The following is a 26633-nucleotide window of genomic DNA, read 5'->3' as shown; positions in this document are numbered from 1 at the left end:
TGCGCGCTTTCCTGCGCACTTTCCTACAGGGGTCGAGAGGCGATAGGGGGCTGCTGTGCCCTTTATTTCCTCTCCCCCGTTACGCGGCGCAAGGCTGTTTCAGACCGGGGGCACAAGGGTGACCGGTTTTTTCGCCCCAGGACACTGTCTCATGTGTCTCATGCCCTTCGGGCAATCGGAGCGTCAGCCGGCGGCTTCCATCCCGCCGCCATCGTCTCCGAGATCAGCCATTCCCACCCCGGTAATCCCGGTTTCGGCGAGCACGCTTTCGATCTTCTTCTTGACCCCGAAAAAGCCCGCCTTGGCAAAGGGCCACGTCGCCCGGTCGAGTTCGCCGAGCAATTGCACAGCCGTGCTCGCCTCTACCATCGGGGCAAGCTCCGGCATGAGCGCATCACGGGTCCATCCGGTTTGCAGGAAGGGAAGCGCTACGTTTCTCACACCGGCCTTGGCGAGCAGGTCGGCAAGATTGCTGCCAGCCGCCCACATTACCGCCTCACATCCGAACGCTTCGGCGGCCTGCGCCGCGCCGCTCACGACTGCGCCGCGTGCAAATTCGCGCGCTTTGATGCCGATCTCGCCTGGTGAGCGCGCCTCGGGCCGGGCTGCGCCGATCACCAGTGCGGGCGGTGTGTGCAAGTCGAGCGGGACGTGACTTGCGCCTTCGTCATGCAGCAGCAACGCATAGGGATCGCCGAACAGACCGTCGCCGGGGTTGCCTGGCAGCCTGAGGTCCTGACGGGGATGCTCGCGGCTCTCCTCGAGCGGCGGGGCGGTACTTGCAAGCCCCTCGGCCTCAAGCGGGCCACCCGGCTGGTTGGCGGTGTAGCGCGCGATGTTGCCGGGCCTTGCGAGGTAGGTCTTGCCCTTGGTGTGAAGTCCGGCGACCCAGCGCCAGCTCAAGGTGTTGGAGGCCGCATCGCCGTCCATCAGGTGGCGCAGGAAGAAATCGGCGCCGAGCGTCCAGTCGAGCTTGAGCGTGAAGATCCAGATGCTCGCAAACCACATCCGCGCGTGGTTGTGCAGGTATCCGGTCTCGACCAGCTCGCGCGCCCAGTGATCGAATGCGGCAATGCCGGTGCGGCCCTCGACAGCTTCGGTGTACGCGGTGTGCAATCCGCTGTTGCTGTCAGTTTCAGCAAGCGCGGCGTCGCGGTCCTCAAGGTAGGCTTGCCAGATTGTCGGGCGCTGCTCGAGATAGCCTTTGAAGTAGATGCGCCAGAACACCTCCGCGATGAACTTGTCGGCGGCCTGATGACCGTGGCGCGAAAGAACCGCATCGACCACTTCGGCTTCGCCTATCAGGCCCGCGTGGAGCCAGGGCGAAAGCTGCGAGACATTGCCCCGCACGCCATCGCCAGGTGCGCCGTCATCGTAATTGCGGCTGTTCGCATAGGCTCTCCCCGTGCGCGGCAGGAATTCGGTAAGGCGGGAGAGGGCAGCTGCGCGGGTCGGTTCGATGATCATGGCTATGGCAACCGCACCGGGCAGCTTGGGTTCCGCACTTCGGGATGAAGCGAGTGGCAGGGCAAGATGGGTGATGGCGGCGATAGATAATTGCGCGGTGCGGACATGAATCTCGGAACATCCGGAGCGGCAGTCCGTTCGTATATTCAAGAGGGCCGGGCATCCACCCGGGCCATTTTCCGCACTGACATTCCCAAAATTCAAGGATTCAATATGAAAACGCTCAAACTCTCGATCGCTTCTTCCATCGCGCTTGCGCTCGCCGCATGCGGCGGTGAAGCCGGCACCGATGACGCGATGACCGCCGATGAAACCGCGGTGACCGCCGAAGCCACCGCGACCGGCAATATCGTCGAAGTCGCACAGGGCGACGAAACCTTCTCGACCCTCGTCTCAGCCGTAACCGCAGCCGGACTTGGCGAAACGCTGTCGGGCGAAGGTCCGTTCACCGTGTTCGCGCCGACCAACGATGCGTTTGGCAAGATCCCGGAAGCGACCCTGACCGAACTGACCACCAACGACACCGAAACCCTGGGTGAAATTCTCAAGTATCATGTTGTCGAAGGTTCGATCGATGCTGCCACGCTGACCGCAGCAATCGAAGAAGCCGGTGAAGAAGGTTACACCGTCAACACCGTGGGCGGCGGCGCGCTGACCGCAAATGTCGTCGACGGAGCGGTGGTCCTTACCGATGCAGCCGGCGGCACCTCGACCGTGACTGCGACCGATGTCGAGGCATCGAACGGTCTCGTCCACGTCATCGACACCGTGCTGATGCCGCAATAATTGCAGCACGGATCAGTAATCGCGAAGGCGGGTCCTGCGGGGCCCGCCTTTTGCGTTTGAGCGCTGAGGGCATTAGGTCCATAGGCCGCAGGAGGAGGGCAATATCGATGATTTGCACGCGCCGCATATTGTGCCTGATCGCGCCAGCAGCGCTTGCTGTGGCGGGGTGCTCGACCAAGGACGGCATCGATCCCGGTGGCGAGGTCTACAGCGGCATCGCGCCGGACGCAGACTTGACCCTGCTCGGCACGGAGCCATTCTGGAATGTCGAGATCGTGGCAGAGGGCGAGGGCTACCTTGCGACCTACACCACTCCAGAAAACCTTGAAGGCACATCGTTCACCGCAACCCGCTTTGCCGGCAATAACGGCCTCGGGTTTTCCGGGGAGATGGACGGACGCACCGTCGTGATCGCGCTGACACCGGGTCTGTGCAGCGACGGCATGAGTGATCGCTCCTATCCCTTTACGGTCACCGCCGCAGTCGACGACAGGACACTTTACGGCTGCGGATACAGCAGCGACAATCCATTTTCGGGAGAAGAAACGCCATGAGCGACGGTATCGTGGGATCACCGCTGGGCACCGGAAAGGTCGGGCCGCTGTGGCGCGCGTTCTTCTGGGCGGCAGCTTTGTTCAACTTCGTGGTCGGGCTGGCCGGGATGCTGTCGCCGCAGGCTACGCTCGACGACCGCATCGTGGGGCTGATGGTGTTCGCATTCGGCGTGATCTACGCGCTCGTTGCGCGCGAACCGCGGCGCTATGCCCCGGCGTTGTGGGCGGGGGTGATCGGCAAGATCGGCGTGGTCGCGCTGCTGCTTCCGCCGCAATTGGGCGATGGAGGCAGCGGTCTCATTGCGGGTGTGCTCGCACTCGATGCGGTGTTCGCGCTCGGGTTTCTTGCTTTCCTGTTCACGCAGGGCGATGATGCCTGACCAAGGATAGGGAGGCCGAGATGGCGCAAACCGGTGGATGCCTGTGCGGCAAGGTGCGATACACGCTGAATGCCGAGCCGCTGATCTGCGTGGTGTGCCATTGCAAGAATTGCCAGCGCCAAGCCGGCAGCGTGCTTTCGATCATAGTCGGGGTGGATGAAGCCGCGCTCGACATCGAAGGCGAGGTCAAGACCTACAACGACACCGGCGATAGCGGAGCGACGGTCAGACGCCAGTTCTGCGATACATGCGGCTCGCCTGTTTTCACGCGCCTCGAAGCGCCCGCAGGCATGATGTTCATCAAGGCTGGCACGCTGGACGATACTTCGGCGCTGGATCCGAAAATCCAGTGCTACACCAAGAGCAAACAGCAATGGATTGATCTTGCAGGAATTCCCGGATTCGAGACCGTTCCCGAAGGGCTCTGAGAGCCGTCTGACCACCTGATTCTCGGAACACAGCAGCCTGTTTTCCGTTGGTAGGGAAACAGACATTTAGCTGCGCTCGCTGTGCTCCCCCTCTTTTCCAGCGATGCGAGACGCAGGAAAGCAGGTAACAAGTGAACACAGATGACGAACGCGATCCGAAGCGCGGCGGCCAGGGGTCGATGCGGTTTGACGACTCGCCCGAGCGATTCAGGGCAGGACATTCAAGCGACCAGTTTTCCGGCGCATCCGGAGTGCTGTTCGAACAGGCGATGGCCCAGACCCGCATGGCGATCTGCCTGAGCGACCCGCATGCAGAGGATCTCCCGATCGTCTTTGCAAACCGGGCATTCCGTCGCCTGACTGGATATTCCGAAGAGGAAATCGTCGTACCGCAATTGCCGCTTCCTGCAAGGGCCGGAGACCGATAAGGACTCGGTAGCCCGCATTCGCAAGGCGCTCGAGACGGAAGACGTTGTCGTGGTCGAGATCCTCAACTACCGCAAGAATGGTACCTCCTTCTGGAACGCGCTGCACCTTGGCCCGATCTACAACGACAAGGGCGAACTCGCTTACTTCTTCGGGAGCCAATGGGACGTGTCCGACGTGCGCGCTGCGCGAGCTGAAGAACAACATGCCCGCGAAATGGCTCGCGAGCTATCGCACCGCATGAAGAACATGTTCGCGGTGATCTCCGGCATCGTGAACGTGACCGGGCGTGTGCGCGGCGTCCAGAGTGAAGCAGCCGAGATCAATTCGCGCATCCAGGCGCTGGGCCGCGCGTACGAGACAACGCTCGATGAAGCATCGACCGGTAACATCGCAATCGGCGACGCAATTCGCTCGGTGCTCTCTCCGTATGATCAGGACGGGCAGCGGCTGGAGATGCGCGGAAATGGTGCGCGCATGCCGTTCACGGCGATTTCGGTCGTTGGACTTGTCCTGCACGAATTGGCCGCCAACACGACCAAGCACGGCGCTTGGACCGCAGAAGGCGGCAAGGTCGAGGTCAGCTGGGCGCTATCGGACGATGGCAAGGACCTTGTGATTGACTGGAACGAGACCGGCGGCCCTTCGGTCGATGCCGAAGCGATAACCGGCGGCACTGGCACGGCCATCGTCGACCGGCTGCTATCGACCGGACGCGGTTCGATTACTCGCGATTGGCAGGCTTCCGGCCTCCATGCCACCGTCAAAATCCCGACCAAGGTGAGTTGATGCCGAAGCCCTGCACGCTCCTGGTGCTCGAGGACGAGCCGCTCATCATGATGGATTTGCAGTTCAGCGGCGAAGACCACGACTGTACCATGCTTTGCGCGGCGTCTTGTAGCGAAGCCATGAGGCTGATCGACGACGCAGACGACATCGACGCTGCGATCCTTGACGTGTCGCTCGGCGAAGGATCAACCTGCCTTCCGGTCGCGCGCAAACTTGAGGGCCTCTCGATCCCGTACATCCTTCATTCCGGCGATCTGGATCGGCATAACGAGACGATCCGCACGCTGAAGGCGAAGCTTGTGCCCAAACCCGTTTCAGCCGAGAAAGTGATCGCGGAAGCGATCGCCTGCGCGGAAAACGACGACGACTGAGATGTAATTCCGGCGCGCAGCGCCGAGGCGCGGCGCGAGCTTTCTAGAACAATCCCGGCAATTCATGTTGCGCGGCATTCGGTCCTTCAGGTTGGAGTATCTCGCGTCCACCGACACCCTGTACGCCCTGTCCGGTGCCGCCGCTGATCGCGGTGCATGACCGACCAGCGAGGAAGTCGAGCGCGGTCGCAATCGAGGCTTCGGTACCGGATCGCCGAGCTGCGTGAAAATATCGTCGTTCGCGCGGCAGGTCTTCACGAAGAACGGCGCAAGCCCGTCGAAATATTCGCCCTCGCCGTTGGCATTATCGGTCTTGAAGGTCACGATCCGGAAACGCAGGTCGCAGCTGGCGACATCGAAGCCGCTCTGCCCGACTGGCTTGCCCGAGGTGTTGGTGCCGATCAGCGCGATATTGCTGTCCGGAAAATAGGGCCGCATCGAATTGGCGACCAGCTCGCTTGCAGAGGCGGAACTGCGCGTCGTGATGAAGGCAATTTTCGTCGGCGCAATGGCATTCGATTTGCTTTCGAACCGTTCAGTCCGGTTGCGGCTGGATTTGCTCGCGCGCCACACCGTTTCGCTGAACACCGATCCAACCTCGTCGCGGCCAAGCAGGTCGCCGAGATCTTCCGCAACCGTCACGAGTCCGCCGCTATTGTACCGCAGGTCGATGATGACCTCGTCGATCCCTTGCGAGCGGAACTGGCCGAAGGCGGTGCTGAGTTGATTGGTGGCATCGTCGACGATGAAGGTGCGCAGGTTGACATAGCCTACATTCTTCCCGCCATCGTTCAGGGTCACGGCGCCATACCGATCAGAAACAGGATCGAGCGAGAAGTCAGCCTTTGCAATGCTGGTTTCGATAACGGCGCCGCCGACCTGTGCAAACTGCAGGACGCGCGTGGTTCCAGCGGTGCTAGGGCCAAGCGCATTGACCACCGCCTGCGGGCCTCCCGATGCCATAAGTGAGGAAACCGTCACAAGGTTGCCGGACGTAGTCCCGATCGCAAGGATTTCTGTCCCGCGATCCATCCCTGCAGCAAAGCCGGGTGCATTCTCATAGGCTTCGACGAGGAAGACCCGGTCGTTGAACGTATCATAGGCGAGCCGGATGCCGAATCCTGCTGTGGAGCCCGAGTTGATCAGCGCGTCCTCTTCAGATGCGATGGTCACGAAGTTGAAGAAATCATCCTTGTTCGCCGCCCGTGCCGGCGCGGTGAGCGCATCGATATAGCCCTGCGTGGTGCTGAAGTTCGCAGGATTGACGTTCTGGGCGATGAGGTCGGGAAACAGATACCATTCGTCGATGATGTCGAAGGCGACCTGTTGCTGCTGGCTGACCGAACACGCCGCCGTGGTCGGCGTAGGAGCTGGCGTTGGTGTCGGACCGCCGCTTGTCGGTGGAGGAGTGGAGCCTCCGCCTCCGCCACACGCCGCAAGGGCGAGCGCGAGGGTTGCAGAAAGTGCGGTACGACCAAATTGCATGGGGTGCGACTCCGAGGACAGGAAAATTCTGAGAAACGTCAATGAACAAGCTGCATGAACATGCGGTTATCCAGCCGCTGCGGCAAGTGGGTTTGCCGCGTCAAAGGCGGGGATGTGCCGGATTTTCCCGATTTTCGGTCCTTTTATCGTGTTTTTCCGCAGAAACCGGGGCAAATCGGGGGTGCACGCCTCGTTTCCTGCCCCCGATGGGACTAGCTAAGGTAATATGGAAAGACAGAATCATGACTGACCTTCCCGACTGGCTTGCCGCCAAGCTTCCGCCTGCCGCGCGCCATTCCGGCCTCGCGATTGCGGAACTCGGCGATGCGCGCACGTTTGGCCGGGGCGGCTTCGCGCTCACCAGTCCTGCGTTTGACGCAGGCGAAGAGCTCGACCCGTGCTTTACGGCGAAGGAAGAAGATGCCGTTGCGCCTCCCCTTGAATGGAGCGCGCCGCCTCCCGGATCGCAGGAACTGATCCTGATTGTCGAGGACGCGACCAGCGATGGTGCCACGCCGCAATGCCACTGGCTCGTCTGGGGCCTTGCCGGGCAGCGCGGAAAGCTGCTCGAAGGCGAAGTGCCGCCCCGCAGCGGCAAGAATGCCCACGGCAATTCCGAATGGCTTCTGCCCGATCCGCCCGTGGGCGAGACGCGGCAATACGTATTTCAGCTGTTCGCAACCGAACTTCCGCTCACCCTGATGCCCGGCGCAAGCCGCGAGGATCTGATAGCCTCGATCAAGGGTAGCATTACCGCCTGCGCAGTTCTGACCGCACCATTCACCGGCGTCGAAGCCGATGTGGGAATGGCGTGGGATGAAGACGAAACTACCTAACCCGCCATCATAAAAGGGAGAAATACCATGGCTGGCAAGACCAACGCACTGCAGAAACCGGTGCAACTTTCGGGTCAACTCGAGAACGTAATCGGCAAAGGTCCGATGACGCGCGCTCAGGTCACCTCGAAGGTCTGGGAATACATCAAGGCGAATGACCTTCAGGATTCGAAGGACAAGCGTCAGATCAACCCGGACGACAAGCTGGGCGCCGTGATCGGCAAAGAGCAGATCTCGATGTTCAAGATGACTGCTGCGGTGTCCAAGCACCTCACTTAAGGCCTGAGCCTTTATACGGACGATAGGAGCTAGCGGCGCGCGATGCGATATGGCCCGCGCCGCTGCTCTTTTCGTTCACCCTTCCAGGAAATCGTGATTTTTCCTGCGGCGATCATCGCATCGGCCGCCCTATGGACAGTGTCCATGTGGCCGCGCCAGTCTTCGCCTGGTCCTGCCAGCAACCGTGCAGCTTCGCTTGGACAGATCGTTCGGCCCGCGCCGCGCTTTTCAAGCAATGTTTCGATGGTCTGCTCGGCGGTGCTCATGCGCCTTTCGATCTCGGTCCGATGACTTCGCCCACCCACAGCGCCAGCCAGATCAGGATCGGCTGCGCAATCATGCGCGGGATGTGATAGCCCAGGCCCAGCCCGCCATCTTCGCGCGCCATGTCCATTACGAAATGATTGATATTGGCTGGCCAGACACACAGGGCATAAAGCGCCAGGCCGATCCCCGCCGCCTGCCGCAATTTGCGTGAGAACGGCTGGAGGAGCCCGGCCGCTCCAGCCATTTCGGCAATACCCGTCAACCATATGACAGCTTCGGGATAGGGCACCCAATCCGGCGTTATCGCAAGGAATGGCTCGGGCCGCACGAGATGCGCATAACCCGCATAGGCATAGAACGCAGCGAGCAGGACGCGCAGAACCAGCTTTATCATGCTCCCGGCTCCCAGCCCGCAGGAGCAAGCTCGAACCCGGCAAAATCGAACCCCGGCACAACGGCGCAGGATACCAGTGTGAAGCCCGCAGATCCCTGCTTGGGCGGTACAGGACGCGCCGCTTGCCATGCGCCTGCTGGCACGATGCCCTGTAGCACGTGCCCGGAACCAATATCCCCGCCGAGCGCCACGCTGCGAACCGGCCCGCTATCCTGATCCGCGATCAGCAGTTCGAGCGGATCACCAGCCTGCCAGAACCACAGTTCATCGGCGTCGACACGGTGCCAGTGCGAGCTTTCGCCGGACTTCAGCAGGAACAGTATCGCCGTGCCGCGTGCCCGCCCGGAACCGCCGGGTGCCGCGCGCCATGTCTCGCGGTACCAGCCCCCTTCCGGATGCGCTGCAAGCTGCAATTGTTCGATAAGTGCGTCCGCGCTATCAACCCCGGTCATGTCGTGCCCCTTTGCATTCGGGGCCAGTTACCGGGAGTTTGGATCAACATGCAACACACCTTCCTTTCCTCATTCGGCGTCTCGATCGCCGCTCTTGTCACCTGTATGGGAGCACCGCTCGCCGCGCAGAGCGTGGCCGAGGATATCGCCCCCGAGATCGAGACCGATCCGGCGGTGATCGCCGCCAACGCCGCATTGGAGGCGGCGCCGGTGTTCGACGGTCATAACGATGTCCCGATCCAGCTGCGCGCGCGCTTTGACAATCAAATCAATGATTTCGATTTCAGCGATACGACCGGCACTGGTGCAACCCATCCGCAGGGCCGCACCATGCACACCGACCTCGCCCGGCTCGCCGAAGGAAAAGTAGGCGCGCAATATTGGTCGGTATATGTCCCGGCCAGCCTGTCGGAGCCCGAGGCAGTGCAAATGACGATGGAGCAGATCGATGTGATGAAGCGGCTGATCGCGCGCTATCCGGGCAGCCTGCGCTATGCCGAGACCGCCGATCAGGTCGAGATAGCGATGGCCGATGGCAGGGTGGCCTCGTTGCTGGGCATGGAAGGCGGGCATTCGATCGGGTCGAGCCTGGCAGTGCTGCGCCAGATGTATGCGCTCGGCGCGCGCTACATGACCATCACGCATTCAGCGAACACGCCGTGGGCGGACAGCGCCACCGACGAACCGGAGCATGGCGGTCTCAGCGATTTCGGCAAGGACGTGATCCGCGAAATGAACCGGATCGGGATGCTGGTCGATCTCAGCCATGTCAGCGAAGAGGCGATGATGGATGCGCTCGATGTAGCGAGGGCCCCGGTTATTTTCAGTCACTCTGGCGCGCGTGCAATAAACGGCCATTCGCGCAACGTGCCTGACAGCGTGCTTGCGCGCCTGCCCGAAAATGGCGGGGTCGTGATGGTAGTGGGCCTGCCCGGCTTCCTTAATGACGAGCGGCGGCAATGGTACGCCGAGCGGCAAGCGGAAGAGGCGCGGCAAAAGTCGCTTCATCTCGGCCTGCCCGATGTGGTTTCCGCGGCAATGGCGGAGTGGGACGCAGCCAACCCTGAGCCCGAGACCGATATCGGCCACATGGCCGATCACATCGACCACATCAAACAGGTCGCAGGGGTCGAATATATCGGCATCGGCGCAGATTACGACGGCATGCCAACAGGTCCGGTCGGCATGGAGGACGCTTCTGGTTACCCGGCGCTGTTCGCAGAACTTGCCCGGCGCGGCTATTCTCAGGTCGAGCTTGAACTTATTTCAAGCCGCAACGCGATCCGCGTGCTGCGCGACGCCGAACAATATGCAGCGCGCGTCGCCGACCAGCCTCCGATCGAGAGCCTTTTGCCCAAGGAAGATTGACGAGATCGGCCGCGCCCCGCTCATCCGTGCGTAAGCGGGGCGCGATTCCAATGGATCGCGCATCTGGGCGTTAGAAATCAGTCGTTGCTGGCTGTTTCAGGCAGATCTTCGCGCGGAGTGGAGGCCATCTCCTCCAGTTCGCTTTCGCTCATGCTTTCATACATTTGCACGGAGGCACCTTGCAGATCGGACTTCTCCGTCTCGCCCCGCTTGGCGGACAGGGCTGCCCCTGCCGCTTGCTGCTGCGCTTTGCTCTTCGCTTCGGGCATCAGTCCTGCGCTTCAAGCTCGCTGCCGCGCTTGAGCACGTCGTCGCCGTCTTCCTGCTTTATGAGATAGGCTGGATTGTCCTCGTCAGCGTCTTTGGTGACTTCGGTTCCTTGAAGGGTCCGGGTCACCTCGCGTTCGAAACGCTCCGTGATCTGGCCCTTGCCCTCGCCATTGCCCCAGTTCCACTTGACGTACTGGTTGGTCTGGAAGCTGTTGGAATTGCTCACGTTTGATCTCCTGATATTGTCCAGGAGATAAATGCCAACAGAGCCTGCAGGTTCCGGCAGGCTCCGATCGGAGCGGCGATATCAACCCCAGAGGGCTGGCACGATCCACACGATCGTCATCGCGATCACCGCAAGAACAAGGCTGATTCCGAGCACATACCGCATGATGCCAGGGGTGCTGGCACCGCGTGCATCGTCGTCTTCGATGTGGATTTCGTTCTTGTCTTTGTAAGCCATGATAACTCCGTTTGAACTGCTATAGCCGAGCGCAACCCGGCCCGAAAGCCCGATCGTGGAAAGGCTGGAAAATCAATCGCGAAGCAGTTCGTTGATACCTGTTTTCGAACGTGTCTGCGCGTCGACCGTCTTGACGATGACTGCGCAATAGAGCGACGGGCCGGGCGTGCCATCGGGCAGCGGCTTGCCGGGAAGTGCGCCCGGCACCACCACCGCGTATGGCGGCACGTTGCCCATGTGAATTTCTCCGGTCGCGCGGTCGACGATCTTGGTCGATGCGCCGAGATAAACGCCCATGGAAAGCACCGCACCTTCGCCGACGCGCACGCCTTCTGCAACTTCGCTGCGAGCGCCGATAAACGCGCCGTCTCCGATGATGACCGGATCGGCCTGCAACGGTTCGAGCGCGCCGCCAATGCCTGCACCGCCGGAAATGTGCACGTCCTTGCCGATCTGCGCGCACGACCCGACCGTCGCCCAGGTATCGACCATGGTGCCTTCACCGACATAAGCGCCGATATTGACGAAGCTGGGCATGAGCACTGCGCCTTTGCCGATGAAGCTGCCGCGCCGTACGACCGCGCCGGGCACGACGCGAAAGCCTGCTTCGCGGAAGCGGTTGTCGCCCCAGCCGGCGAACTTGGTCGGAACCTTGTCGAACGCGGGATCGCCTGCCGACGCGCCTTCGACCACGCGGTTGTCTCTCAGACGGAAAGACAGCAGCACTGCTTTCTTGAGCCACTGATTGACTCGCCAACTGCCATTGCCGTCGGGTTCGGCCACCCGCGCTTCGCCGCTGTCGAGCATTGCGAGCGCCTCCGCGACCGGGTGACGGACATCGCTGCCCGGCGTGACCTCCGCGCGGTTTTCCCAGGCGGTTTCAATATCGGCGATGAGTGTTTCGGTCATGGTACCTCTGGCTGACGTCAGGATAGCGTTGTGAAGCGCTGCTAGCTGCGGAATGGCGGTGCGACAAGGCGATATGCAATTGCGGTTGCCCGCGAGGGAATCTTGCCTTCGTTAAGATTTCCGGCCTATGCCGGAGGGGTTGGGGGGAATTTCAATTAGAGGTCGCACACATGTCGAAACCCCGAAGCGCCTCTGAAGGTTCCTTGGCGCGGGGGAATGCGCCCATCAGCTGGAAGCGGGTGGGGCAGGCCGCAGCCGCCGCCGCCGTCTGCGCCGCGCTGAGTGCTTGCGGTGGGGGAGGGCCATCCTCCAACACGCCAATCAATTCGGTTCCGCCGCCGCCCCCACCACCGCCGCCGCCACCTCCACCTCCGCCTCCGCCGCCTACGAACTTCGACACGGCAGAATTTCGCCGGTCGGATGGGCCCGCCTTTCACGGTGCGGATGATGCCTGGCGGCAGAACTTCACCGGGACCGGAGAGATCATCGCGGTCGTTGACACAGGAATAGACAGCGACAGCCCTGAATTTGCCGGACGCATCCATCCGCAATCGCAAGATGTCGCCGCCAACAGGGGCATCGACCCGCTCGACGATCACGGGACCAATGTGGCGCTTGTCGCGGCTGCGGGGCGCGACGATACGGGCGTTCTCGGCATTGCGTTCGACGCTCAGGTGCTCGCAATCCGGGCCGACGATCCGGGCACGTGCGGCACGGACACACCCGATGATCCCACGCTGGGCTGCAAGTTCGCTGACCGCGACATTGCCGCTGGCATCAATCTGGCGGTCGATACGGGCGCCACGGTCGTCAATCTGAGCCTTGGCGGAGGCGCGGCTTCGCAAATCGTGCTCGATGCGGTCGCCCGCGCGGCCAATGCCGGATTGGTCGTAATCGTTGCGGCAGGCAATGGCGGAGACGGGAGCGATTCCACGATCGACCCCGACCAGCCCGACCCGTTCGCCGCCAGCATCCAGAGGGCCGGCGGCGATAATGTAATCATCGTCGGATCGGTCGATGCGCAAAGCGAGATTTCCGATTTCAGCAACCGCGCTGGCAATTCCGCTTCGTCATACCTTACCGCTCTCGGCGAGCGGGTCTGCTGCGTTTACGAAGACGGGCAGGTGTTCGTCGAGACGGTTGGCGGGCAGCAATTCGTCACCGTATTTAGCGGCACCAGCTTTGCCTCGCCGCAGGTCGCGGGCGCGGTCGCATTGCTCGCGCAGGCGTTCCCGAATCTCACCGGCGAGCAGATCGTCGAAATCCTGCTCGACACGGCGCGCGATGCTGGCGCTGCGGGGATCGACCAGGTGTTCGGCACGGGCATTCTCGACATTGCCGCCGCCATCGCCCCTTCCGGCACGACAACTCTCGCGGGCAGCGGCTCCGCGCTCGCGCTGGCGGACAATTTCGCGCTTGGCTCGGCGGCTATGGGGGACGCGCTTGATGGAGCATCCATCGGTACGGTTGTCCTCGACAAATACCGCCGGGCCTACAATGCCGAGTTCGGCCACCAGACGGCAAACGCAGCGCAGATCCAGCGGTTACGCGGCGCTGTCGAGCGTGGGGGCATCACCCGCGCAAGCGGCGGCGACGGGCTGTCGCTCGCGGTAACCGTGGGTGGGGGCCCCAGAGCGGCGGGCCTTGGATGGGCAAGCGCGCTGCAATTGACCCCGCAAGAGGCATTGGGCGCCCGCGTCCTGGCTGCCAGAGTGGCTGCGCGCGTCTCCCCGGACCTGCAACTGGGTTTCGGCATATCGCAAGGCGCAAGCGGTCTCGTCGGGCAATTGCAGGGCGCCAAGCGTCCCGCCTTCGCCATCGCACCGCGCGCTGGCAGCGATACAGGCTTTCTCGCCAGCAGCGATGTCTCGTTCGCCGCGCGGCATGAGCTCGGCCCGTGGGGACTGAGTATCGCCGCCGAAACCGGGCGCGCGTGGCTTGGCGATAATCGCAAGGCGGTCGATATTGTTTACGGCGTGCGAGAGCGCCGGCCGACATCCAGTTTCAGTCTGGCTGCGGACCGGACATTCGGTGGCCTCGACACTTCGCTTGCGCTGACCTGGCTGTCCGAGGACAACACGCTGCTGGGCGGGCACTTCAATGCTGCACTCGGCCTTCGCGGAGCGGACACTCTGTTCGTTGATGGTGATCTCGCCCAGCGGATCGGACCGAACTGGCGAGTTGGGGCTGCGATCAGGGCAGGTCTCACCCGGCCGCGCGGAGGGCAATTGCTCGGCGCGGGGTCGCAAATGCTGAGCGAGGCATGGTCGCTCGACCTGTCGCGGCGAAGCACTTTGACGAATGGCGACAGCCTCGGCTTCCGCGTCAGCCAGCCGCTGCGGGTAAGCGGGGGCGGGATCAATTTCGATCTGGCTGTGGCGTATGACTACGCGACCGAGACGCCCGTGATTGGCCGCCAGCGATTGTCGCTCTCACCCGAGGGCCGGGAGATCATGGGCGAATTCGCATGGGGATCGCCGCTATTCTTCGGCTATGCACGGGCGAGCGTGTTTTATCGGCGCGAGCCCGGACACGTCGCAAGCGCATCCGATGACATGGGCGCGCTCGTCAGCTTCAGTGCGTCGTTCTAGGTCTGACCGCTACTTGGGCATCCCGGCGGCGCGGGCGAATTCATAGGCGCGCTCGGCCAGCGGCTTCACCCGGTCGCTCATTGCCTTGGCATGGGCCGATGAGGCCGTGCCGTCGATCACCCGTTTCTTGATGCCTTGCATGATCCCCGCGAGCCGGAAGAGGTTGTACGCGAAGTACCAGTCCATCGGCGGAACAGGATATCCGGTTCGCGCGACATAGCGCTCCACGGCTTCCTCGACCGAGGGGATGCCCAGCGCCGCCAGATCGAGGCCGAGCAGGCCAGCGCGGCCATCGGCAGGCTGGAACCAGTTGAGCATCAGGTAGCTGAAATCGGCAATCGGATCACCCAGCGTAGACAGCTCCCAATCGAGGACTGCGATGATCCGGTTCTCGTCATGCGCGAAGATGACATTGTCGAGCCGGTAATCGCCGTGCACCACCGAGCTTTCATGTTGCGGCGGAATGGTTTGCGGTAGCCATTCGATCAGCCGCTCCATTTCCGGCATGTTCTCCGTTTCAGAGAGCTTGTACTGCTTTGACCAGCGCGCAATCTGGCGCGCGCAGTAATCGGTTGGCTTGCCGTAATCGCCAAGGCCGATCTGCTCCGGCCGGTTCAGGTGAAGCTCCGCCATCGTATCGATCAGCGAATGGTAGATCTCGCGCCGTTCATCGGGCGAGGAATCGGGCAGCGAGCCGTTCCACAAGGACCGGCCATCGGCCATGCTCATCACGAAAAACTTTGAGCCGAGAACTTCGGGGTCTTCGCACAGCCCATAGGTGCGCGGGACCGGGAAGCCGGTCGGGTAAAGCCCCGTCATCGCCTTGTATTCGCGGTCGACCGCGCGCGCCGATGGCAGCAGCTTGCCGAACGGCTGGCGGCGCAGGACGTAATTCGCATCCGGCGTCTCTACCTTGTAGGTCGGGTTCGACTGGCCGCCCTTGAACTTGGTGTAGCTGATCGGTCCGGCGAAGCCTTCGACATTGGACTCGAACCAGTCGGTCAGCTTGACGAGGTCGAGCTTGTCCGCCTCTGGCACTTCGACCGTGCCGACCATTTCCTTGTCGAAATCGATATCGGGCATACCGCCTGCATTCTTCTGATCGGACATCAGTCGAACACCACCACACTGCGCGCCGAATGCCCCTCGCGCATCTTGTCGAAACCGGCATTGACGTCTTCAAGACCAATGCGCTCGGCGATGATCGTGTCGAGATCGAGCAGGCCGCGCATGTAGAAATCGACAAGCCGCGGCAGGTCCACCGGGAAGTGGTTCATCCCCATGATCGCGCCCATAAGCTTCTTCCCGCCGAGCAGGTCCATCGCGCCGAGCCCGACTTTGCAATCCAATGGCATCATGCCGAGAATAACAGCCGTCCCGCCTCGGCGCAGGCTAGCTACTGCAAGATCGGCCGAGGCCTGACGGCCGACCGCTTCGATACCCCAATCGACGCCGCCGCCGGAGATCTCCATGATCTGCTGGACCACGTCCTCTGCCATCGCATCGACGGTGTGAGACGCACCCAGCGTTTCTGCGAGCGCGCGCTTTTCGGGGAGCGGATCGTACCGCAATCACCTTGCCCGCGCCTGCAATCTTGGCGGCGTTCACCGTAGCAAGGCCAACCCCGCCGCAGCCGACAACCAGCACGGTCTCGCCAGGTGTCACCTTGCAGGCGTTGAAGATCGTGCCCGCGCCCGTCGTCACCGCGCAGCCGATTACCGCAGCCCGGTCGAGCGGCATGTCCTTGTCGATCGCGACACACGCATTCTCGTGGATCAGCATCTGCTCGGATAGGGCCGACAGGTTCAGCATCTGGTTGACCGGATCACCGCCTGCAAGCGTCATGCGCGGGGCATCGCCCTTGCCGCGGCGGGTCGCCCCACCAAGACACAGTGCCATTCGTCCCGTCACGCAGAATTCGCAGGTGCCGCAAAAGGCGCTGAGGCACGAGACGACGTGGTCGCCCGGCTTCACCGTTCTCACTTCGCTGCCCACCGCGCGGACGACGCCAGCGGCCTCGTGGCCCGGTATCGCGGGCAAGGGGTGCGGGTAGTGCCCGTCGATGAAGTGCAGGTCCGAATGGCACAGGCCGCACGCTTTGGTGTCGATCAGGACCTCATGCGGCATCGGATCGGCGACCTCGATGTCGCCGATCACGAGCCGTTCGCCCGGAGTTTCCAGGATTGCTGCTTTCGCCATGTCTGGCCTCTCTCCTTGCCCCGCGCGCGGTTTAGCGCGTCGCGCCCATATCGCCCGAACTCAGCGCGCCCGTATCATTGGCTGCGCGCCCGGTATCGCCGCGCAGGGCGTTGGCTGTCGGACCTTCATTGGGAACGTGCTTGCCGAACTCCATGCGCGCAATCGAACGCGCGTGAACTTCGTCAGGACCGTCGGCAAGGCGCAGCGTGCGCTGATGCGCATAGGCCTGAGCAAGACCGTAATCTTCGGAAACGCCGCCGCCTCCGTGGGCCTGGATCGCATCGTCGATGATCTGCAGCGCCATGTTCGGGGCCTGCACCTTGATCATGGCGATTTCCTGCTTGGCCGATTTGTTGCCGACCTTGTCCATCATGTCTGCCGCTTTCAGGCAGAGCAGGCGGGTCATGTCGATATCGATGCGGGCGCGCGCAACGCGCTCTTCCCAGACCGAGTGCTTGTAGATCGGCTTGCCGAAAGCTTCGCGTTCCTGAAGGCGGCGGCACATTTTCGCCAGCGCTTCCTCGGCAACGCCGATAGTGCGCATGCAGTGATGGATGCGGCCCGGGCCGAGGCGGCCCTGTGCGATCTCGAACCCGCGCCCTTCGCCCAGCAGCATGTTGGAGACCGGCACGCGCACGTCTTTCATCTCGACTTCCATATGGCCGTGCGGTGCATCGTCATAGCCAAAGACGGGGAGATGGCGGATGATGTTCACGCCCGGCGCCTCTATCGGCATCAGAACCATGCTCTGCTGCGCGTGACGCTTGGCCTCGAAATCGGTCTTGCCCATGACGATCGCGACCTTGCAGCGCGGATCGCCGAGGCCCGATGACCACCATTTGCGTACCGTTGATGACATATTCGTCGCCGTCGCGCTCGATCCGCGTTTCGATGTTCGTCGCATCGGAAGAGGCGGTGTAGGGCTCGGTCATGAGGAAGGCGGAGCGAATCTCGCCGTTCATCAGCGGATCCAACCACTGTTCCTTCTGCTCGCGCGTACCGTAGCGGTGAAACACCTCCATGTTCCCGGTATCAGGCGCAGAGCAGTTGAACACTTCGCTTGCCCAGCCGATGCGGCCCATTTCCTCGGCGCACAGCGCGTATTCGAGGTTAGTAAGGCCGGGACCGTCAAACTCGAACGTGTCATCGACATGATGATGGCTGTCATTGCGCGGCGGCATGAAGAGGTTCCAGATGCCCGCTTCTTTCGCGAGCTTCTTCTTGTCCTCGATGATCTGGATCACCTTCCAGCGATCACCTTCGGCGTCCTGCGTTTTGTAAGTGTCCATGTTGGGGCGCACGTGGGTTTCGATGAAATCGCGCACGCTGGTCGCGCCAATAGACCTGACGTTCTGTCGGCTGAAAATCCATGGGGTTGATCCTCTCTCTAGTCTTGAATTGCAATCGAATCTGTTGGGCAGGACCGTGGCAGAGCGTGCCAGTCGCGCCAAGCTCTCATTTGTGGGGCTACTCGAAGGCGCGGACGTCGGGATCCGGCGTCTGACTGGCCTTCATTGCCGCAACGCGCGCCTCGTGATCCTCGCGCCGGATCGGAAACCGGCCAAGCCAATAGGCAGCGAAAAGAGCAAGCACGATGGAGATACCCGCATAGAGCAGGACGATGTCCGTGATGACCTCGAATGGTACATCTCCCGGATCGGCATTGTTGGATAGCTGCGACATGGCGATAATCTGCCCGGTCAGGAAAATGCCGAGGCCGGTTGCGCATTTCTGGACGAGCCAGTTGCCCGAATAGAACGCTCCTTCGGCGCGCTTGCCGGTGCGTTCCAGATACGCCTCGACGATCTCGGCGATCATTGAGCTCGCCGAAATCATCACAACGATCCCCATCGTGTTGGCGGGCAGGAGGAATGCGAAATAAAGCGCCGTGGAGGTCGGCGTGCCAACGGCCGGCCACGCACCGAGCAGCAGAAACGCATAAGGCGTCAGAAACAAGGCCAGCGCAGTTAGCGCGCCGATCACGGCGCTTTTCGGCTTACCGAAATGCTTGTGCATCGGACTGACGATAAAGAACATCAGGACTACCGACTGAAACAGAATGATCGGGTAGAGATTGAGCGCGGTCCGGTCGAATTGCCACACGAAAACGTTGACGTAATTCGAGATCGAAAACGTCATGCCCTGGCTGATATAGGCGGCCAGTCCGCCCGCCGCGAAGATCAGGAACGCCTTTTCGCTGAATGCTTCGAAAATTTCCGAGAATGCGCCTTTCAGACTGAATGGTTCGGGCTTTCTCTCGGGCAGGCGGGCGACAAGGCTGTGCTGGCCGATTGCCGATCCGAGCACCGAAATTGCCATCAGGATCGCTCCGAAAATGCCGAAGCCAACATAGCCATCGCGCTGCAGCAACCCCTCCGGGCCGGGCATGAATACCGTGTAGGCAAGGATCATCATCGAGATGCCGCCGATCCAGCCCGACAGGTAACGATAGCGGAACAAGGTGGTGCGCTCATCATAGTCAGAGGTGATCTCGGGCAGCAGCGAAACCGAAGGCACTTCGCAAGCCGAAAGCAGAATACGCACGACGACCGCGATGCCAAGCAGGCCGAGGAAACTGGGCGCCTCTCCGCCGGGCGGGGACCACATCATCACCCATGCGAATGCCAGCGGAATTGGCGCAGCATACAGCCAGGGAAGTCTGCGGCCCCAGCGGGTGTACGTCCGGTCTGAAAGATTGCCGAGGATCGGATCGATCACCGCATCCACCAGCAACGCAATGAGCAAGGCCAGGCTGACCAGTCCCGCATCCATGCCCAGAACCTGATTGTAAAACAGCAGCAGGAAGAACGAGAACCCGGTATCCTTTACACCGAATGCAACCGCGCCAAAGCCGTGGATCAGCTTCAACTTGAACGGCAGCTTTCCCTGGACAATGGTCATTTGCGGCGAGCCTTTTCAGCCACCGGCGATGCGAATCCGCTCACAAATGCTCTCCCAAACATTGTCCCGTACACTCGGTCCAAGCCTAGGCGCATCGCGCTTCCCGTCAACGTAAACTCGATGACGCTACGGCATCGCGAGATGGGTGCAGCGCTACCAATTCCGCGCTTGCAGGGCCGGTGCGAATTACCATAACGTAAGCGTTAAGTGAGAGATCAAACAGGAGAGTCGGTGATGTCCGATCTAGAAAGCTTCCGCTCAGAAACCCGCCAGTGGCTTGAGGCCAACTGCCCGCCCGAAATGCGCGAGCCGGTGCGCGATGAAGACGACGTCTATTGGGGCGAGCCGCAACGCGACTTTCAAGAACGACGCGCAAAAATCCTGGTTCGAAGCCTGCCTCGCCAAGGGCTACACCGTTCCGGCGTGGCCGAAAGCCTATGGCGGTGCCGGACTTGAGCCGGCCGAGGCCAAAGTGCTGCGCGAGGAAATGGGCCGCATCAACGCCCGACCGCCCCTTTCGAGCTTCGGCATCTGGATGCTTGGCCCGGCACTGCTGCACTTCGGCACCGAAGAGCAGAAGAAGCACTTTCTCGGCCAGATCGCGCGCGGAGAAATCCGCTGGTGCCAAGGCTATTCCGAGCCGGGTTCGGGTAGTGATCTGGTCTCCCTGCAGACCTTCGGCGAGGACAAGGGCGATCACTGGGTCGTCAACGGCCAGAAAGTCTGGACCTCCTATGCAGACCAGTGCGACTGGATCTTCTGCCTCGTGCGCACCGACAAGGAAAACAAGTACCAGGGCATCACCTTCATGCTGTTCGACATGGAGAACGAGGGCGTCTCAACGAAGCCGATCAAGCTCATCAGCGGCAACTCGCCGTTCTGCGAAACCTTCTTCGACGATGTGAAGGTGCCCAAGAGCTATGGCGAGGGGATCCCCGCCTATGTTGGTGAAATCAACCGCGGCTGGGACGTTGCGAAATACCTGCTGGGCCATGAGCGCGAGATGATCTCTGGTGCTGGCGGCGGCGACCGGACCAGCGCAATCGGCGCTGCCATGACCCGCCACGCGGCCAAGTCCGGCGACGAGATCGATCCGGTGCTGCGCGCAGAGCTGGCGATGTTCGATGTCGATGCGCTGGCCTACGGCGCGATGGGCGAGAAATTCCTTGACGAGATCAAGGTCGGCAAGGCCCACCCGGCACAGCCCAACATGATGAAATATGTCGGAACCGAGCTGAACAAACGCCGGCATGAATTGATGATGTCGGCTGGCGGTTCGCGCAGCCTCGAATGGGAAAGCGAGGAAACCGGCGGCGGCAAGCCATCGCGCAACTGGCTTCGCACGAAAGCGAACTCGATCGAAGGCGGCACCTCCGAAGTCATGCTCAACGTGATTTCCAAGCGCATTCTCGAGCTTCCCGGCTCCTGATCCGGCGATCCGAATAACCGGGACCGCCGGCGAAACATCGTGCGCGGCCCCCAGAAAACAATTTTCGAGAGAGGACGAGGCGCGATATGCCCCTTTATCACGACGACGATCAGGCGATGCTCGCCGATACCGCGACCGGCTTCATGGCCGAACAAGGCAACATCCAGAAACAGCTGCGTCACTGGCGCGACCGCGATTGCCCCGACGGATTCGGTCACGAACTGTGGAAGCAGATGGCCGAGATGGGCTTCACCGGAATGCTTGTCGGTGAAGACGATGGCGGCCTTGGCATGGGTCATGTCGAGGCGGGTATCGTGCTCGAAGAAATCGGGCGCAACCTGACGCCCTCACCGTTCCTGACTTCCTCGGTCCTGGCCGCAACCGCCCTCAAGCATGGCAGCGACGGCCTTCGCGGGCGTTACCTACCCGGACTGATCGAAGGCGCGAGCGTGTTTGCCGTCGCGATCGATGAAACCGCCAAGCACCGCCCGAGTCGTATCGCGGCGAAGGCGGAGAAATCGGGCAATGGCTTCAAGCTGACCGGCTCGAAAAGCTTCGTGATCCAGGGTGCGAGCGCGGACATGATAGTCGTCGCCGCGCGCACCAGCGGATCGGATGAGGACGAGGACGGGATCACGCTGTTCGCCGTCCCGAAAGACGCGGCCAATATGAGCCAGGACCCGGTCCGCCTCGTCGACAGTTCGGTGGCCTCGCACATCAAGTTCGACGGGGTCGAGCTCGACGGCGATGCTGTCATCGGTGAAGTCGACGGCGGTCGCGATATCCTGAACGCGGTTCTCACAGCAGGCCGCGTAGGTGCGGCAGCTGAGGGCGTAGGCGTTGCCAGCGGGGCGATGGACATAACCGTCGATTACCTCAAGCAGCGCAAGCAGTTCGGCAGGTTGATCGGCGAGTTCCAGGCGCTCCAGCACCGCGCCAGCCATCTCTATTCCGAGGTTGAAATTGCGCGCGCCGTGGTGATCAAGACCCAGCAGTTGCTTGATGCAGGGGCCGAAAGCGCCGAGCTGATGAGCTCGGTTGCCAAAGCCAAGGTCGCCAAGGCGGCAGGCCTCGCGGTCAAGGAAGGTGTGCAGATGCATGGTGGCATCGGCATGACCGATGAATACGATATCGGCCTCTACATGAAGCGCGACCGCGCTCTGCAGGAATTCCTCGGCGATGAATATTTCCATGCGAACCGCGTTGCCGAACTGAGCGGGTACTGATCATGGATATTCAATCACTCTTCGGCCTCGACGACCGCGTGGCGCTCGTGACTGGCGGAAGCCGCGGCATCGGCAAAATGTTCGTCGAAGGCCTGCTCGCGGCGGGTTGCGCGCGGGTCTACATCTCGGCCCGCAAGGTCGAGCAGATGGACGCGACCATCAAGGAGTTCGGGGAAGAAAAGGTGATCGGCATCCCCGCCGACCTTTCGCAGATGGACGGCATCCAGCACCTCGCCGATGAAATGGCGACGCGCGAGGACAAGCTTGATATTCTCATCAACAATGCCGGTGCGGCCTGGGGCCAGCCCTATCTCGAATTCAGTGAGGCTGGCTGGCACCGGACGATGGACCTGAACGTCAAGACGCCGTTCTTCCTTACGCAGAAATTGCACGACTTGCTCGTGGCAGGCGGGAAGGGTGACCACCCGGCCAAGGTGATCCACGTGTCCTCAATCGATGGACAGCGGATCAATCCGTGGGAGACCTACGCTTACCAGGCTTCCAAAGCGGGCGTTATCCAATTGACCCGGCGGATGGCAGCCCGCCTGATCCAGGACAACATCATCGTCTCCTCCATCGCGCCGGGCGCTTTCGCGAGCGAGATGAACAAGGCGGCGAAGAACGCCCCCGACGCCAGCGCTTCGCTGATCCCGGCAAAACGCATCGGGACCAAGGAAGACATGGCTGCGGCTGCGATCTACCTCTGTAGCCGCGCGGGCGACTACATAGTCGGCGACACCGTGACCGTCGATGGCGGAATGGTGAACGCATTGATGCCAGGGCAATATAACGATCCGGCTGGCTGATACCGGTCACAAACACCTGAATTGGAGGCCATCGGAGCAATCCGGTGGCCTTCTTTATTGGCCCATCAACAGCGTTGATCGAGCGCGGTTTCTTTCGTTACCGAGCAAGCGCAGTCCGGTGCGCTCAAGAGCCAATGCACTGCTTCGATGCCTAGCACTTTTGTGCGCGGTCTTTACGGGGCTTGGAAAAGCGCAGAAGATACGAGCCAGAAAATAGAGCATCGCATCAGCACGCCTCGGAAATTCGGCGGGTATGGATCATGGGCTCTGGGAGAAGTCGTATCGCGGATCTGACAGTGAATGACCCGCAGCAAATTCACGATGCCTCTCAGGGTTTCGGATCGTACCGGCTACAGGACTTATGTCCTGACCGCGTTGCTGATCGTCTACATCTTCAATTTCATCGACAGAACTATCGTCAATATCCTCACCGAGCCGATCAAGCTGAGTTTCGGTCTTGAGGATTGGCAGATGGGGCTGCTTGGCGGACCTGCCTTCGCGGTGCTTTACACATTCCTCGGCCTCCCGATTGCGCGCATTGCGGAACGTTTCAATCGTGTTGTGATCATCGCTGTCGCTGTCGGTGTATGGAGCCTGTTTACGGCGCTGTGCGGCTTTGCCATGTCGTTCCTGATGCTATTCCTGTTCCGCGTTGGCGTCAGCATCGGGGAGGCGGGTTGCACGCCGCCTGCGCAGTCCCTCATCGCGGACTATTTTAAGCCTGCAAGCCGCGCCACGGCAGTGTCGACCTATGCTCTGGGCGTGCCCTTGGGCGGAATGCTGGCCTCAATCTTCGGCGGTCAGATCGCAGGGATGGAAGGCGCAGCCTTCGGTGCCTGGATCAACTCCATCGGGCTGGGCTTCCTGTTTGGCGATCTGGATTGGTCGCAGGTCGAAGGGTGGCGCATCGCGTTTGTCGCGGTCGGATTGCCGGGGTTGCTGCTTTCGCTGATCGTATGGCGCAGCATCAAGGAACCGCCGCGTGGATACACCGATCCGGCTGCCTTGCAGGGCCTTGCCAAGGCTTCCTTTCGTGAAGCCCTCGGCGCGCTCATGAGGAAGCCCGCCTATGTGCATGTCGTCTTAGGCGCGACCTTGGCCTCGTTCGTGGGCTACGGCGTCGGGCAATTCACTACCTCGTTCCTGATCCGCACTCACGGTCTTTCGATCCAGACAGCCTCGTTGCTGTTCGGGATTATTCTGGGCCTGATGGCGGCAATCGGCGTCTTCAGCTCGGGCTGGCTGGCGGACAAGATGTCGAAACGCCACCCCAAGGCGCTGTCCTGGCTGCCTGCGGTTGGCATGGCGGCATCGGTACCGCTCTACGCCTTCGGGTTCCTCACCGACTCTCTTTGGCTGGCGATGCCGCCACTGATGGTCGCTGCGATGATCCATTATTTCTACCTCGGCCCGATGTATGCGGTTTCAGGCGGAGTGGTCGACAGCCGGATGCGCGCAACATCGGTGGCGATCACGCTTTTTGTGGTCAATCTGCTCGGCTATGGGCTTGGCCCGCCATTGATCGGTATCCTTTCGACCTTTCTGAAGACCACGTTTCTGACAGGGGAGGGGCTGGGACTGACGCTGGAGGCGTGCAAGTCACTGATGGCAATAGCGCCAGAGGTCGAAGCGACCTTGACTGGTGTTGAAGCAGAAAGCTTTTCCGCCTGCGCCAGTGCCGATGCGCGCGGCCTGCAATGGTCGATTGTGATTTTTGTCTGCGGCTATGGATGGGCGGCACTGCATTACCTGCTGGCGGGCCGCACGCTTCAACGTGACATGGTGGCCAACGCGGCGAGTTGAATGCTGTGCGGGCGGCTGCTCAACCGCCCATCAGCTCTCGCACGAACGGAATGAGCCCCGTCTGCCGCGTGCGCCGCATTCGCTCTGCGTCCAGCACTTCGCGTACGCGGTCGAAACATTCGTCGACATTGTCATTGATAACGACGTAGTCGTACTCGGCCCAATGGCTGATTTCGGCGCGGGCGCGTTCCATGCGGCCATCGATAACGTCTTCGGTGTCCTGCGCGCGCGCTTCCAGACGGCGGCGCAATTCAGGCAGGCTTGGCGGGAGGATGAACACGCTGACGACGTCCTGCTGGTCCTTCTGGTAAAGCTGCTGGGTACCTTGCCAGTCGATGTCGAACAGGTAATCCTGTCCTTCTTTCAGCCCTTCGCGGATGTGCCCCTTCGGAGTGCCGTAGCGATAGCCGAAAACCTCGGCCCACTCGTAAAAGTCGTCTTCCTCCACCATCGCATCGAACTGCGCATCGCTGACGAAGTGATAATGCACGCCCTCCTTTTCGCCCGGACGCGGGGGGCGCGTGGTGGCGGAAACGGACAGCTTGATTTCGGGGTCGGCGGCCAGCAGCATGCGCGACAAGGTGGTCTTGCCCGCTCCCGAGGGGGAGGACAGGATGAACAGCAGGCCGCGCCGGTGCAGTTTGTCGATAGTTTTGAAATCGGCCATGAGTTCCCCAAAGAAAACCCCGATGCCGCAAAGCGCTGCGCTAAATCAAGGGGGGTGAGGACCTGTCCGCCGGTTAAGTGCGTCGATTATGAACGCCGCGCGCGCCGCTTACGCTTCATCTGGCGGGATTTACCGCGGTCGTAGAGTGTTTTCACGACCAGTCCTCCAGCGACGACGCCGAGACCGACCGGTGAGCGGGTCGCCAGCTTGCTCGCGCCGTATAGCGCCAGAGAGGTGAGCATCGTGCGCCCGTCGATAAGCGATTCAGCTTTCGCCTCATCCTTGTAGCTCGCTTTGGCGACCTTTTTCTCGATGTTCTTGCGGAACAGGGTCGTTGCCCCGCGCACCACGATATCGGTGATGAGCAGGTTGGTTGCCGGGTTGGGGCTGGGGATCAGGAGCGACGTGCGGGTCTCTTCCTCAACGTCGGCCTTTGCGAGGGTGCGGGTAAAGCGGTCCGGGCGTGGTTTCTTCATATCAGACTATCAACGCACGAGATCGAAAGCGTTTCCGCGCGCGGCGCCTACTTCTTTTTCCGAAGTCCACGGTGACGACGTTCGAGCCATCGTCATCGCCGCCATCATCGGGGCCTAGACCATCGTCGGGCTCGTCATTCTCGGCATTTTCATGACCTTCGGGGGCCATGTCGCCGGCGGTCGCCTGAAACTGCAGGCCGAAATCGACCGCCGGATCGACGAAGGCGGTGATAGCGGCAAATGGCACTTGCAGCTTGGCCGGGATCTGGTTGAACGAAAGGCCGACCGAAAAGCCGTCTTCGCGCACGTCGAGGTCCCAGAATTTGTTCTGAAGCACGATGGTCATTTCGTCGGGAAAGCGTTCGCGCAGATGCGGCGGGATCGAAACGCCTGGTGCGCCGGTTTTGAACGTGATGTAGAAGTGGTGATTGCCGGGCAGTTCGCTGCCGCCCTGCTCGATTTCACCGAGCACACGGCCGACCACGGCGCGGAGCGCCTCCTGTACGATCTCGTCGTACGGGATCAGGCTGTCGGGCGTTTCTTCGCTCATGCACAAGAGTCGTGGCGAGGCGCGCGGCGATGGTCAAGCATTTAGCGGCGTTTCGGGCAAG

28 protein-coding genes and 3 pseudogenes are annotated in these 26633 nt (G+C 61.6%); 15 read left to right on the top strand and 16 right to left on the bottom strand.

Annotation, left to right across the window (positions count from 1 at the left end; translation table 11 throughout):
* Window positions 1–183: 183 nt before the first annotated feature.
* Window positions 184–1467, bottom strand: coding sequence for an FAD-binding domain-containing protein (locus AC0L39_RS13860; RefSeq protein WP_473258746.1), 1284 nt, complete (start codon window positions 1465–1467; stop codon window positions 184–186).
* Between the two features lie 213 nt (window positions 1468–1680).
* Between AC0L39_RS13860 and AC0L39_RS13855 the strand changes: the two genes are divergently transcribed.
* The 7 genes from AC0L39_RS13855 to AC0L39_RS13825 all read left to right on the top strand — a co-directional run bounded on the left by AC0L39_RS13855 (window position 1681) and on the right by AC0L39_RS13825 (window position 5201).
* A complete protein-coding gene (locus AC0L39_RS13855; RefSeq protein WP_473258744.1) occupies window positions 1681–2253 on the top strand; it encodes a fasciclin domain-containing protein in 573 nt (190 codons plus the stop codon).
* Window positions 2254–2360: 107 nt separating this feature from the next.
* Window positions 2361–2807, top strand: coding sequence for a COG3650 family protein (locus AC0L39_RS13850; RefSeq protein ID WP_473258743.1), 447 nt, complete (start codon window positions 2361–2363; stop codon window positions 2805–2807).
* On the top strand, window positions 2804–3187 hold the full coding sequence (locus tag AC0L39_RS13845) for a hypothetical protein (RefSeq protein ID WP_473258740.1): 384 nt from the start codon (window positions 2804–2806) through the stop codon (window positions 3185–3187). Before AC0L39_RS13850 ends, AC0L39_RS13845 begins: the two co-directional genes overlap by 4 nt.
* A 20-nt stretch (window positions 3188–3207) precedes the next feature.
* Entirely contained in the window at window positions 3208–3615 is a 408-nt protein-coding gene (locus AC0L39_RS13840; RefSeq protein ID WP_473258738.1) for a GFA family protein, read from the top strand.
* 131 nt (window positions 3616–3746) lie between these two features.
* On the top strand, window positions 3747–4043 hold the full coding sequence (locus AC0L39_RS13835; RefSeq protein WP_473258736.1) for a PAS domain-containing protein: 297 nt from the start codon (window positions 3747–3749) through the stop codon (window positions 4041–4043).
* The gene (locus AC0L39_RS13830; RefSeq protein WP_473262395.1) at window positions 3976–4830 is read left to right on the top strand and encodes an HWE histidine kinase domain-containing protein; all 855 of its coding nucleotides are present in this window, start codon (window positions 3976–3978) and stop codon (window positions 4828–4830) included. The genes AC0L39_RS13835 and AC0L39_RS13830 overlap by 68 nt, the downstream gene beginning before the upstream one ends.
* On the top strand, window positions 4830–5201 hold the full coding sequence (locus AC0L39_RS13825; RefSeq protein ID WP_473258734.1) for a response regulator: 372 nt from the start codon (window positions 4830–4832) through the stop codon (window positions 5199–5201). The genes AC0L39_RS13830 and AC0L39_RS13825 overlap by 1 nt, the downstream gene beginning before the upstream one ends.
* Here AC0L39_RS13825 and AC0L39_RS13820 read toward each other — a convergent pair.
* Complete coding sequence (locus AC0L39_RS13820) at window positions 5145–6686, bottom strand: S41 family peptidase (RefSeq protein ID WP_473258732.1); 1542 nt, start codon at window positions 6684–6686, stop codon at window positions 5145–5147. The two genes, AC0L39_RS13825 and AC0L39_RS13820, sit on opposite strands and share 57 nt — an antisense overlap.
* A gap of 242 nt (window positions 6687–6928) precedes the next feature.
* On the opposite strand from AC0L39_RS13820, the gene AC0L39_RS13815 reads away from it, so the two are divergent.
* Window positions 6929–7522: a YbhB/YbcL family Raf kinase inhibitor-like protein gene (locus AC0L39_RS13815; protein ID WP_473258730.1), complete on the top strand. Its 594-nt coding sequence runs from the start codon at window positions 6929–6931 to the stop codon at window positions 7520–7522.
* 27 nt (window positions 7523–7549) lie between these two features.
* Window positions 7550–7801: an SWIB/MDM2 domain-containing protein gene (locus AC0L39_RS13810; protein ID WP_218316808.1), complete on the top strand. Its 252-nt coding sequence runs from the start codon at window positions 7550–7552 to the stop codon at window positions 7799–7801.
* Window positions 7802–7830: 29 nt separating this feature from the next.
* Here the strand turns inward: AC0L39_RS13810 and AC0L39_RS13805 are convergent, their stop codons facing one another.
* Genes AC0L39_RS13805 through AC0L39_RS13795 form a run of 3 tightly spaced genes read right to left on the bottom strand, consistent with a single transcriptional unit; the run spans window position 7831 to window position 8914 of the window.
* Window positions 7831–8067 carry a DUF3253 domain-containing protein gene (locus AC0L39_RS13805; RefSeq protein WP_473258729.1) on the bottom strand — a complete coding sequence of 79 codons (237 nt, stop codon included), beginning with the start codon at window positions 8065–8067 and terminating at the stop codon, window positions 7831–7833.
* Window positions 8064–8462, bottom strand: coding sequence for a DoxX family protein (locus tag AC0L39_RS13800; protein WP_473258728.1), 399 nt, complete (start codon window positions 8460–8462; stop codon window positions 8064–8066). Before AC0L39_RS13800 ends, AC0L39_RS13805 begins: the two co-directional genes overlap by 4 nt.
* Window positions 8459–8914, bottom strand: coding sequence for a cupin domain-containing protein (locus AC0L39_RS13795; protein WP_473258726.1), 456 nt, complete (start codon window positions 8912–8914; stop codon window positions 8459–8461). Before AC0L39_RS13795 ends, AC0L39_RS13800 begins: the two co-directional genes overlap by 4 nt.
* Window positions 8915–8962: 48 nt before the next feature.
* Between AC0L39_RS13795 and AC0L39_RS13790 the strand changes: the two genes are divergently transcribed.
* Window positions 8963–10282: a dipeptidase gene (locus AC0L39_RS13790; protein WP_473258724.1), complete on the top strand. Its 1320-nt coding sequence runs from the start codon at window positions 8963–8965 to the stop codon at window positions 10280–10282.
* Between the two features lie 77 nt (window positions 10283–10359).
* Here the strand turns inward: AC0L39_RS13790 and AC0L39_RS13785 are convergent, their stop codons facing one another.
* From AC0L39_RS13785 to dapD, 4 genes are all read right to left on the bottom strand, one after another.
* Window positions 10360–10551, bottom strand: a complete 192-nt coding sequence (locus AC0L39_RS13785; protein ID WP_473258723.1) for a DUF3008 family protein — start codon at window positions 10549–10551, stop codon at window positions 10360–10362.
* A complete protein-coding gene (locus AC0L39_RS13780; RefSeq protein ID WP_473258721.1) occupies window positions 10551–10778 on the bottom strand; it encodes a hypervirulence associated TUDOR domain-containing protein in 228 nt (75 codons plus the stop codon). The genes AC0L39_RS13785 and AC0L39_RS13780 overlap by 1 nt, the downstream gene beginning before the upstream one ends.
* Before the next feature lie 81 nt (window positions 10779–10859).
* Window positions 10860–11015, bottom strand: coding sequence for a hypothetical protein (locus AC0L39_RS13775; RefSeq protein ID WP_473258719.1), 156 nt, complete (start codon window positions 11013–11015; stop codon window positions 10860–10862).
* 72 nt (window positions 11016–11087) lie between these two features.
* Window positions 11088–11924: a 2,3,4,5-tetrahydropyridine-2,6-dicarboxylate N-succinyltransferase gene (gene dapD, locus AC0L39_RS13770; RefSeq protein WP_473258717.1), complete on the bottom strand. Its 837-nt coding sequence runs from the start codon at window positions 11922–11924 to the stop codon at window positions 11088–11090.
* A 170-nt stretch (window positions 11925–12094) separates the two neighbouring features.
* Here dapD and AC0L39_RS13765 point away from each other — a divergent pair, with 170 nt between their 5' ends.
* The gene (locus AC0L39_RS13765; protein ID WP_473258715.1) at window positions 12095–14515 is read left to right on the top strand and encodes a S8 family peptidase; all 2421 of its coding nucleotides are present in this window, start codon (window positions 12095–12097) and stop codon (window positions 14513–14515) included.
* A gap of 9 nt (window positions 14516–14524) precedes the next feature.
* Here the strand turns inward: AC0L39_RS13765 and AC0L39_RS13760 are convergent, their stop codons facing one another.
* The 4 genes and pseudogenes from AC0L39_RS13760 to AC0L39_RS13745 form a co-directional block, all read right to left on the bottom strand.
* The gene (locus AC0L39_RS13760; RefSeq protein ID WP_473258713.1) at window positions 14525–15625 is read right to left on the bottom strand and encodes a phosphotransferase family protein; all 1101 of its coding nucleotides are present in this window, start codon (window positions 15623–15625) and stop codon (window positions 14525–14527) included.
* Window positions 15625–16714: pseudogene (locus AC0L39_RS13755) on the bottom strand (Zn-dependent alcohol dehydrogenase). The gene AC0L39_RS13760 and the pseudogene AC0L39_RS13755 overlap by 1 nt, the downstream one beginning before the upstream one ends.
* 31 nt (window positions 16715–16745) lie before the next feature.
* A pseudogene (locus AC0L39_RS13750) lies at window positions 16746–18085 on the bottom strand (acyl-CoA dehydrogenase family protein).
* 96 nt (window positions 18086–18181) lie between these two features.
* Entirely contained in the window at window positions 18182–19615 is a 1434-nt protein-coding gene (locus AC0L39_RS13745; RefSeq protein WP_473258711.1) for an MFS transporter, read from the bottom strand.
* Between the two features lie 234 nt (window positions 19616–19849).
* On the opposite strand from AC0L39_RS13745, the pseudogene AC0L39_RS13740 reads away from it, so the two are divergent.
* The 4 genes and pseudogenes from AC0L39_RS13740 (at window position 19850) to AC0L39_RS13725 (ending at window position 24879) form a co-directional block, all read left to right on the top strand.
* Window positions 19850–21044 (top strand): annotated as a pseudogene (locus AC0L39_RS13740) (acyl-CoA dehydrogenase family protein).
* Between the two features lie 86 nt (window positions 21045–21130).
* Window positions 21131–22270, top strand: coding sequence for an acyl-CoA dehydrogenase family protein (locus tag AC0L39_RS13735; RefSeq protein WP_473258710.1), 1140 nt, complete (start codon window positions 21131–21133; stop codon window positions 22268–22270).
* A 2-nt stretch (window positions 22271–22272) separates the two neighbouring features.
* Window positions 22273–23076: an SDR family oxidoreductase gene (locus AC0L39_RS13730; protein ID WP_473258708.1), complete on the top strand. Its 804-nt coding sequence runs from the start codon at window positions 22273–22275 to the stop codon at window positions 23074–23076.
* 300 nt (window positions 23077–23376) lie between these two features.
* On the top strand, window positions 23377–24879 hold the full coding sequence (locus tag AC0L39_RS13725) for a spinster family MFS transporter (protein ID WP_473258706.1): 1503 nt from the start codon (window positions 23377–23379) through the stop codon (window positions 24877–24879).
* A gap of 19 nt (window positions 24880–24898) precedes the next feature.
* Here the strand turns inward: AC0L39_RS13725 and gmk are convergent, their stop codons facing one another.
* The 3 genes from gmk to AC0L39_RS13710 form a co-directional block, all read right to left on the bottom strand.
* Window positions 24899–25546 carry a guanylate kinase gene (gene gmk / locus AC0L39_RS13720; RefSeq protein ID WP_473258704.1) on the bottom strand — a complete coding sequence of 216 codons (648 nt, stop codon included), beginning with the start codon at window positions 25544–25546 and terminating at the stop codon, window positions 24899–24901.
* A gap of 86 nt (window positions 25547–25632) precedes the next feature.
* Complete coding sequence (locus tag AC0L39_RS13715) at window positions 25633–26022, bottom strand: hypothetical protein (protein WP_473258702.1); 390 nt, start codon at window positions 26020–26022, stop codon at window positions 25633–25635.
* Window position 26023: 1 nt separating this feature from the next.
* A complete protein-coding gene (locus tag AC0L39_RS13710; RefSeq protein WP_473258700.1) occupies window positions 26024–26572 on the bottom strand; it encodes an SspB family protein in 549 nt (182 codons plus the stop codon).
* Window positions 26573–26633: the final 61 nt, after the last annotated feature.

Source organism: Erythrobacter sp. K21-9, assembly GCF_055808355.1.
This window is presented reverse-complemented; position numbering and strand designations above follow the sequence as displayed.

Bases quoted from the DNA above. Each gene is read 5' to 3' on its own strand.
- AC0L39_RS13840 (WP_473258738.1), top strand. From the start codon at position 3,208: ATGGCGCAAACCGGTGGATGCCTGTGCGGCAAGGTGCGATACACGCTG.
- AC0L39_RS13710 (WP_473258700.1), bottom strand. From the start codon at position 26,572: ATGAGCGAAGAAACGCCCGACAGCCTGATCCCGTACGACGAGATCGTA.
- AC0L39_RS13725 (WP_473258706.1), top strand. From the start codon at position 23,377: ATGACCCGCAGCAAATTCACGATGCCTCTCAGGGTTTCGGATCGTACC.
- AC0L39_RS13815 (WP_473258730.1), top strand. From the start codon at position 6,929: ATGACTGACCTTCCCGACTGGCTTGCCGCCAAGCTTCCGCCTGCCGCG.
- AC0L39_RS13730 (WP_473258708.1), top strand. From the start codon at position 22,273: ATGGATATTCAATCACTCTTCGGCCTCGACGACCGCGTGGCGCTCGTG.
- AC0L39_RS13735 (WP_473258710.1), top strand. From the start codon at position 21,131: ATGCCCCTTTATCACGACGACGATCAGGCGATGCTCGCCGATACCGCG.
- AC0L39_RS13860 (WP_473258746.1), bottom strand. From the start codon at position 1,467: ATGATCATCGAACCGACCCGCGCAGCTGCCCTCTCCCGCCTTACCGAA.
- AC0L39_RS13765 (WP_473258715.1), top strand. From the start codon at position 12,095: ATGTCGAAACCCCGAAGCGCCTCTGAAGGTTCCTTGGCGCGGGGGAAT.
- AC0L39_RS13760 (WP_473258713.1), bottom strand. From the start codon at position 15,625: ATGTCCGATCAGAAGAATGCAGGCGGTATGCCCGATATCGATTTCGAC.
- AC0L39_RS13810 (WP_218316808.1), top strand. From the start codon at position 7,550: ATGGCTGGCAAGACCAACGCACTGCAGAAACCGGTGCAACTTTCGGGT.
- dapD (WP_473258717.1), bottom strand. From the start codon at position 11,924: ATGACCGAAACACTCATCGCCGATATTGAAACCGCCTGGGAAAACCGC.
- AC0L39_RS13820 (WP_473258732.1), bottom strand. From the start codon at position 6,686: ATGCAATTTGGTCGTACCGCACTTTCTGCAACCCTCGCGCTCGCCCTT.
- AC0L39_RS13790 (WP_473258724.1), top strand. From the start codon at position 8,963: ATGCAACACACCTTCCTTTCCTCATTCGGCGTCTCGATCGCCGCTCTT.
- AC0L39_RS13855 (WP_473258744.1), top strand. From the start codon at position 1,681: ATGAAAACGCTCAAACTCTCGATCGCTTCTTCCATCGCGCTTGCGCTC.
- AC0L39_RS13715 (WP_473258702.1), bottom strand. From the start codon at position 26,022: ATGAAGAAACCACGCCCGGACCGCTTTACCCGCACCCTCGCAAAGGCC.
- gmk (WP_473258704.1), bottom strand. From the start codon at position 25,546: ATGGCCGATTTCAAAACTATCGACAAACTGCACCGGCGCGGCCTGCTG.
- AC0L39_RS13825 (WP_473258734.1), top strand. From the start codon at position 4,830: ATGCCGAAGCCCTGCACGCTCCTGGTGCTCGAGGACGAGCCGCTCATC.
- AC0L39_RS13775 (WP_473258719.1), bottom strand. From the start codon at position 11,015: ATGGCTTACAAAGACAAGAACGAAATCCACATCGAAGACGACGATGCA.
- AC0L39_RS13800 (WP_473258728.1), bottom strand. From the start codon at position 8,462: ATGATAAAGCTGGTTCTGCGCGTCCTGCTCGCTGCGTTCTATGCCTAT.
- AC0L39_RS13805 (WP_473258729.1), bottom strand. From the start codon at position 8,067: ATGAGCACCGCCGAGCAGACCATCGAAACATTGCTTGAAAAGCGCGGC.
- AC0L39_RS13785 (WP_473258723.1), bottom strand. From the start codon at position 10,551: ATGCCCGAAGCGAAGAGCAAAGCGCAGCAGCAAGCGGCAGGGGCAGCC.
- AC0L39_RS13745 (WP_473258711.1), bottom strand. From the start codon at position 19,615: ATGACCATTGTCCAGGGAAAGCTGCCGTTCAAGTTGAAGCTGATCCAC.
- AC0L39_RS13845 (WP_473258740.1), top strand. From the start codon at position 2,804: ATGAGCGACGGTATCGTGGGATCACCGCTGGGCACCGGAAAGGTCGGG.
- AC0L39_RS13850 (WP_473258743.1), top strand. From the start codon at position 2,361: ATGATTTGCACGCGCCGCATATTGTGCCTGATCGCGCCAGCAGCGCTT.
- AC0L39_RS13795 (WP_473258726.1), bottom strand. From the start codon at position 8,914: ATGACCGGGGTTGATAGCGCGGACGCACTTATCGAACAATTGCAGCTT.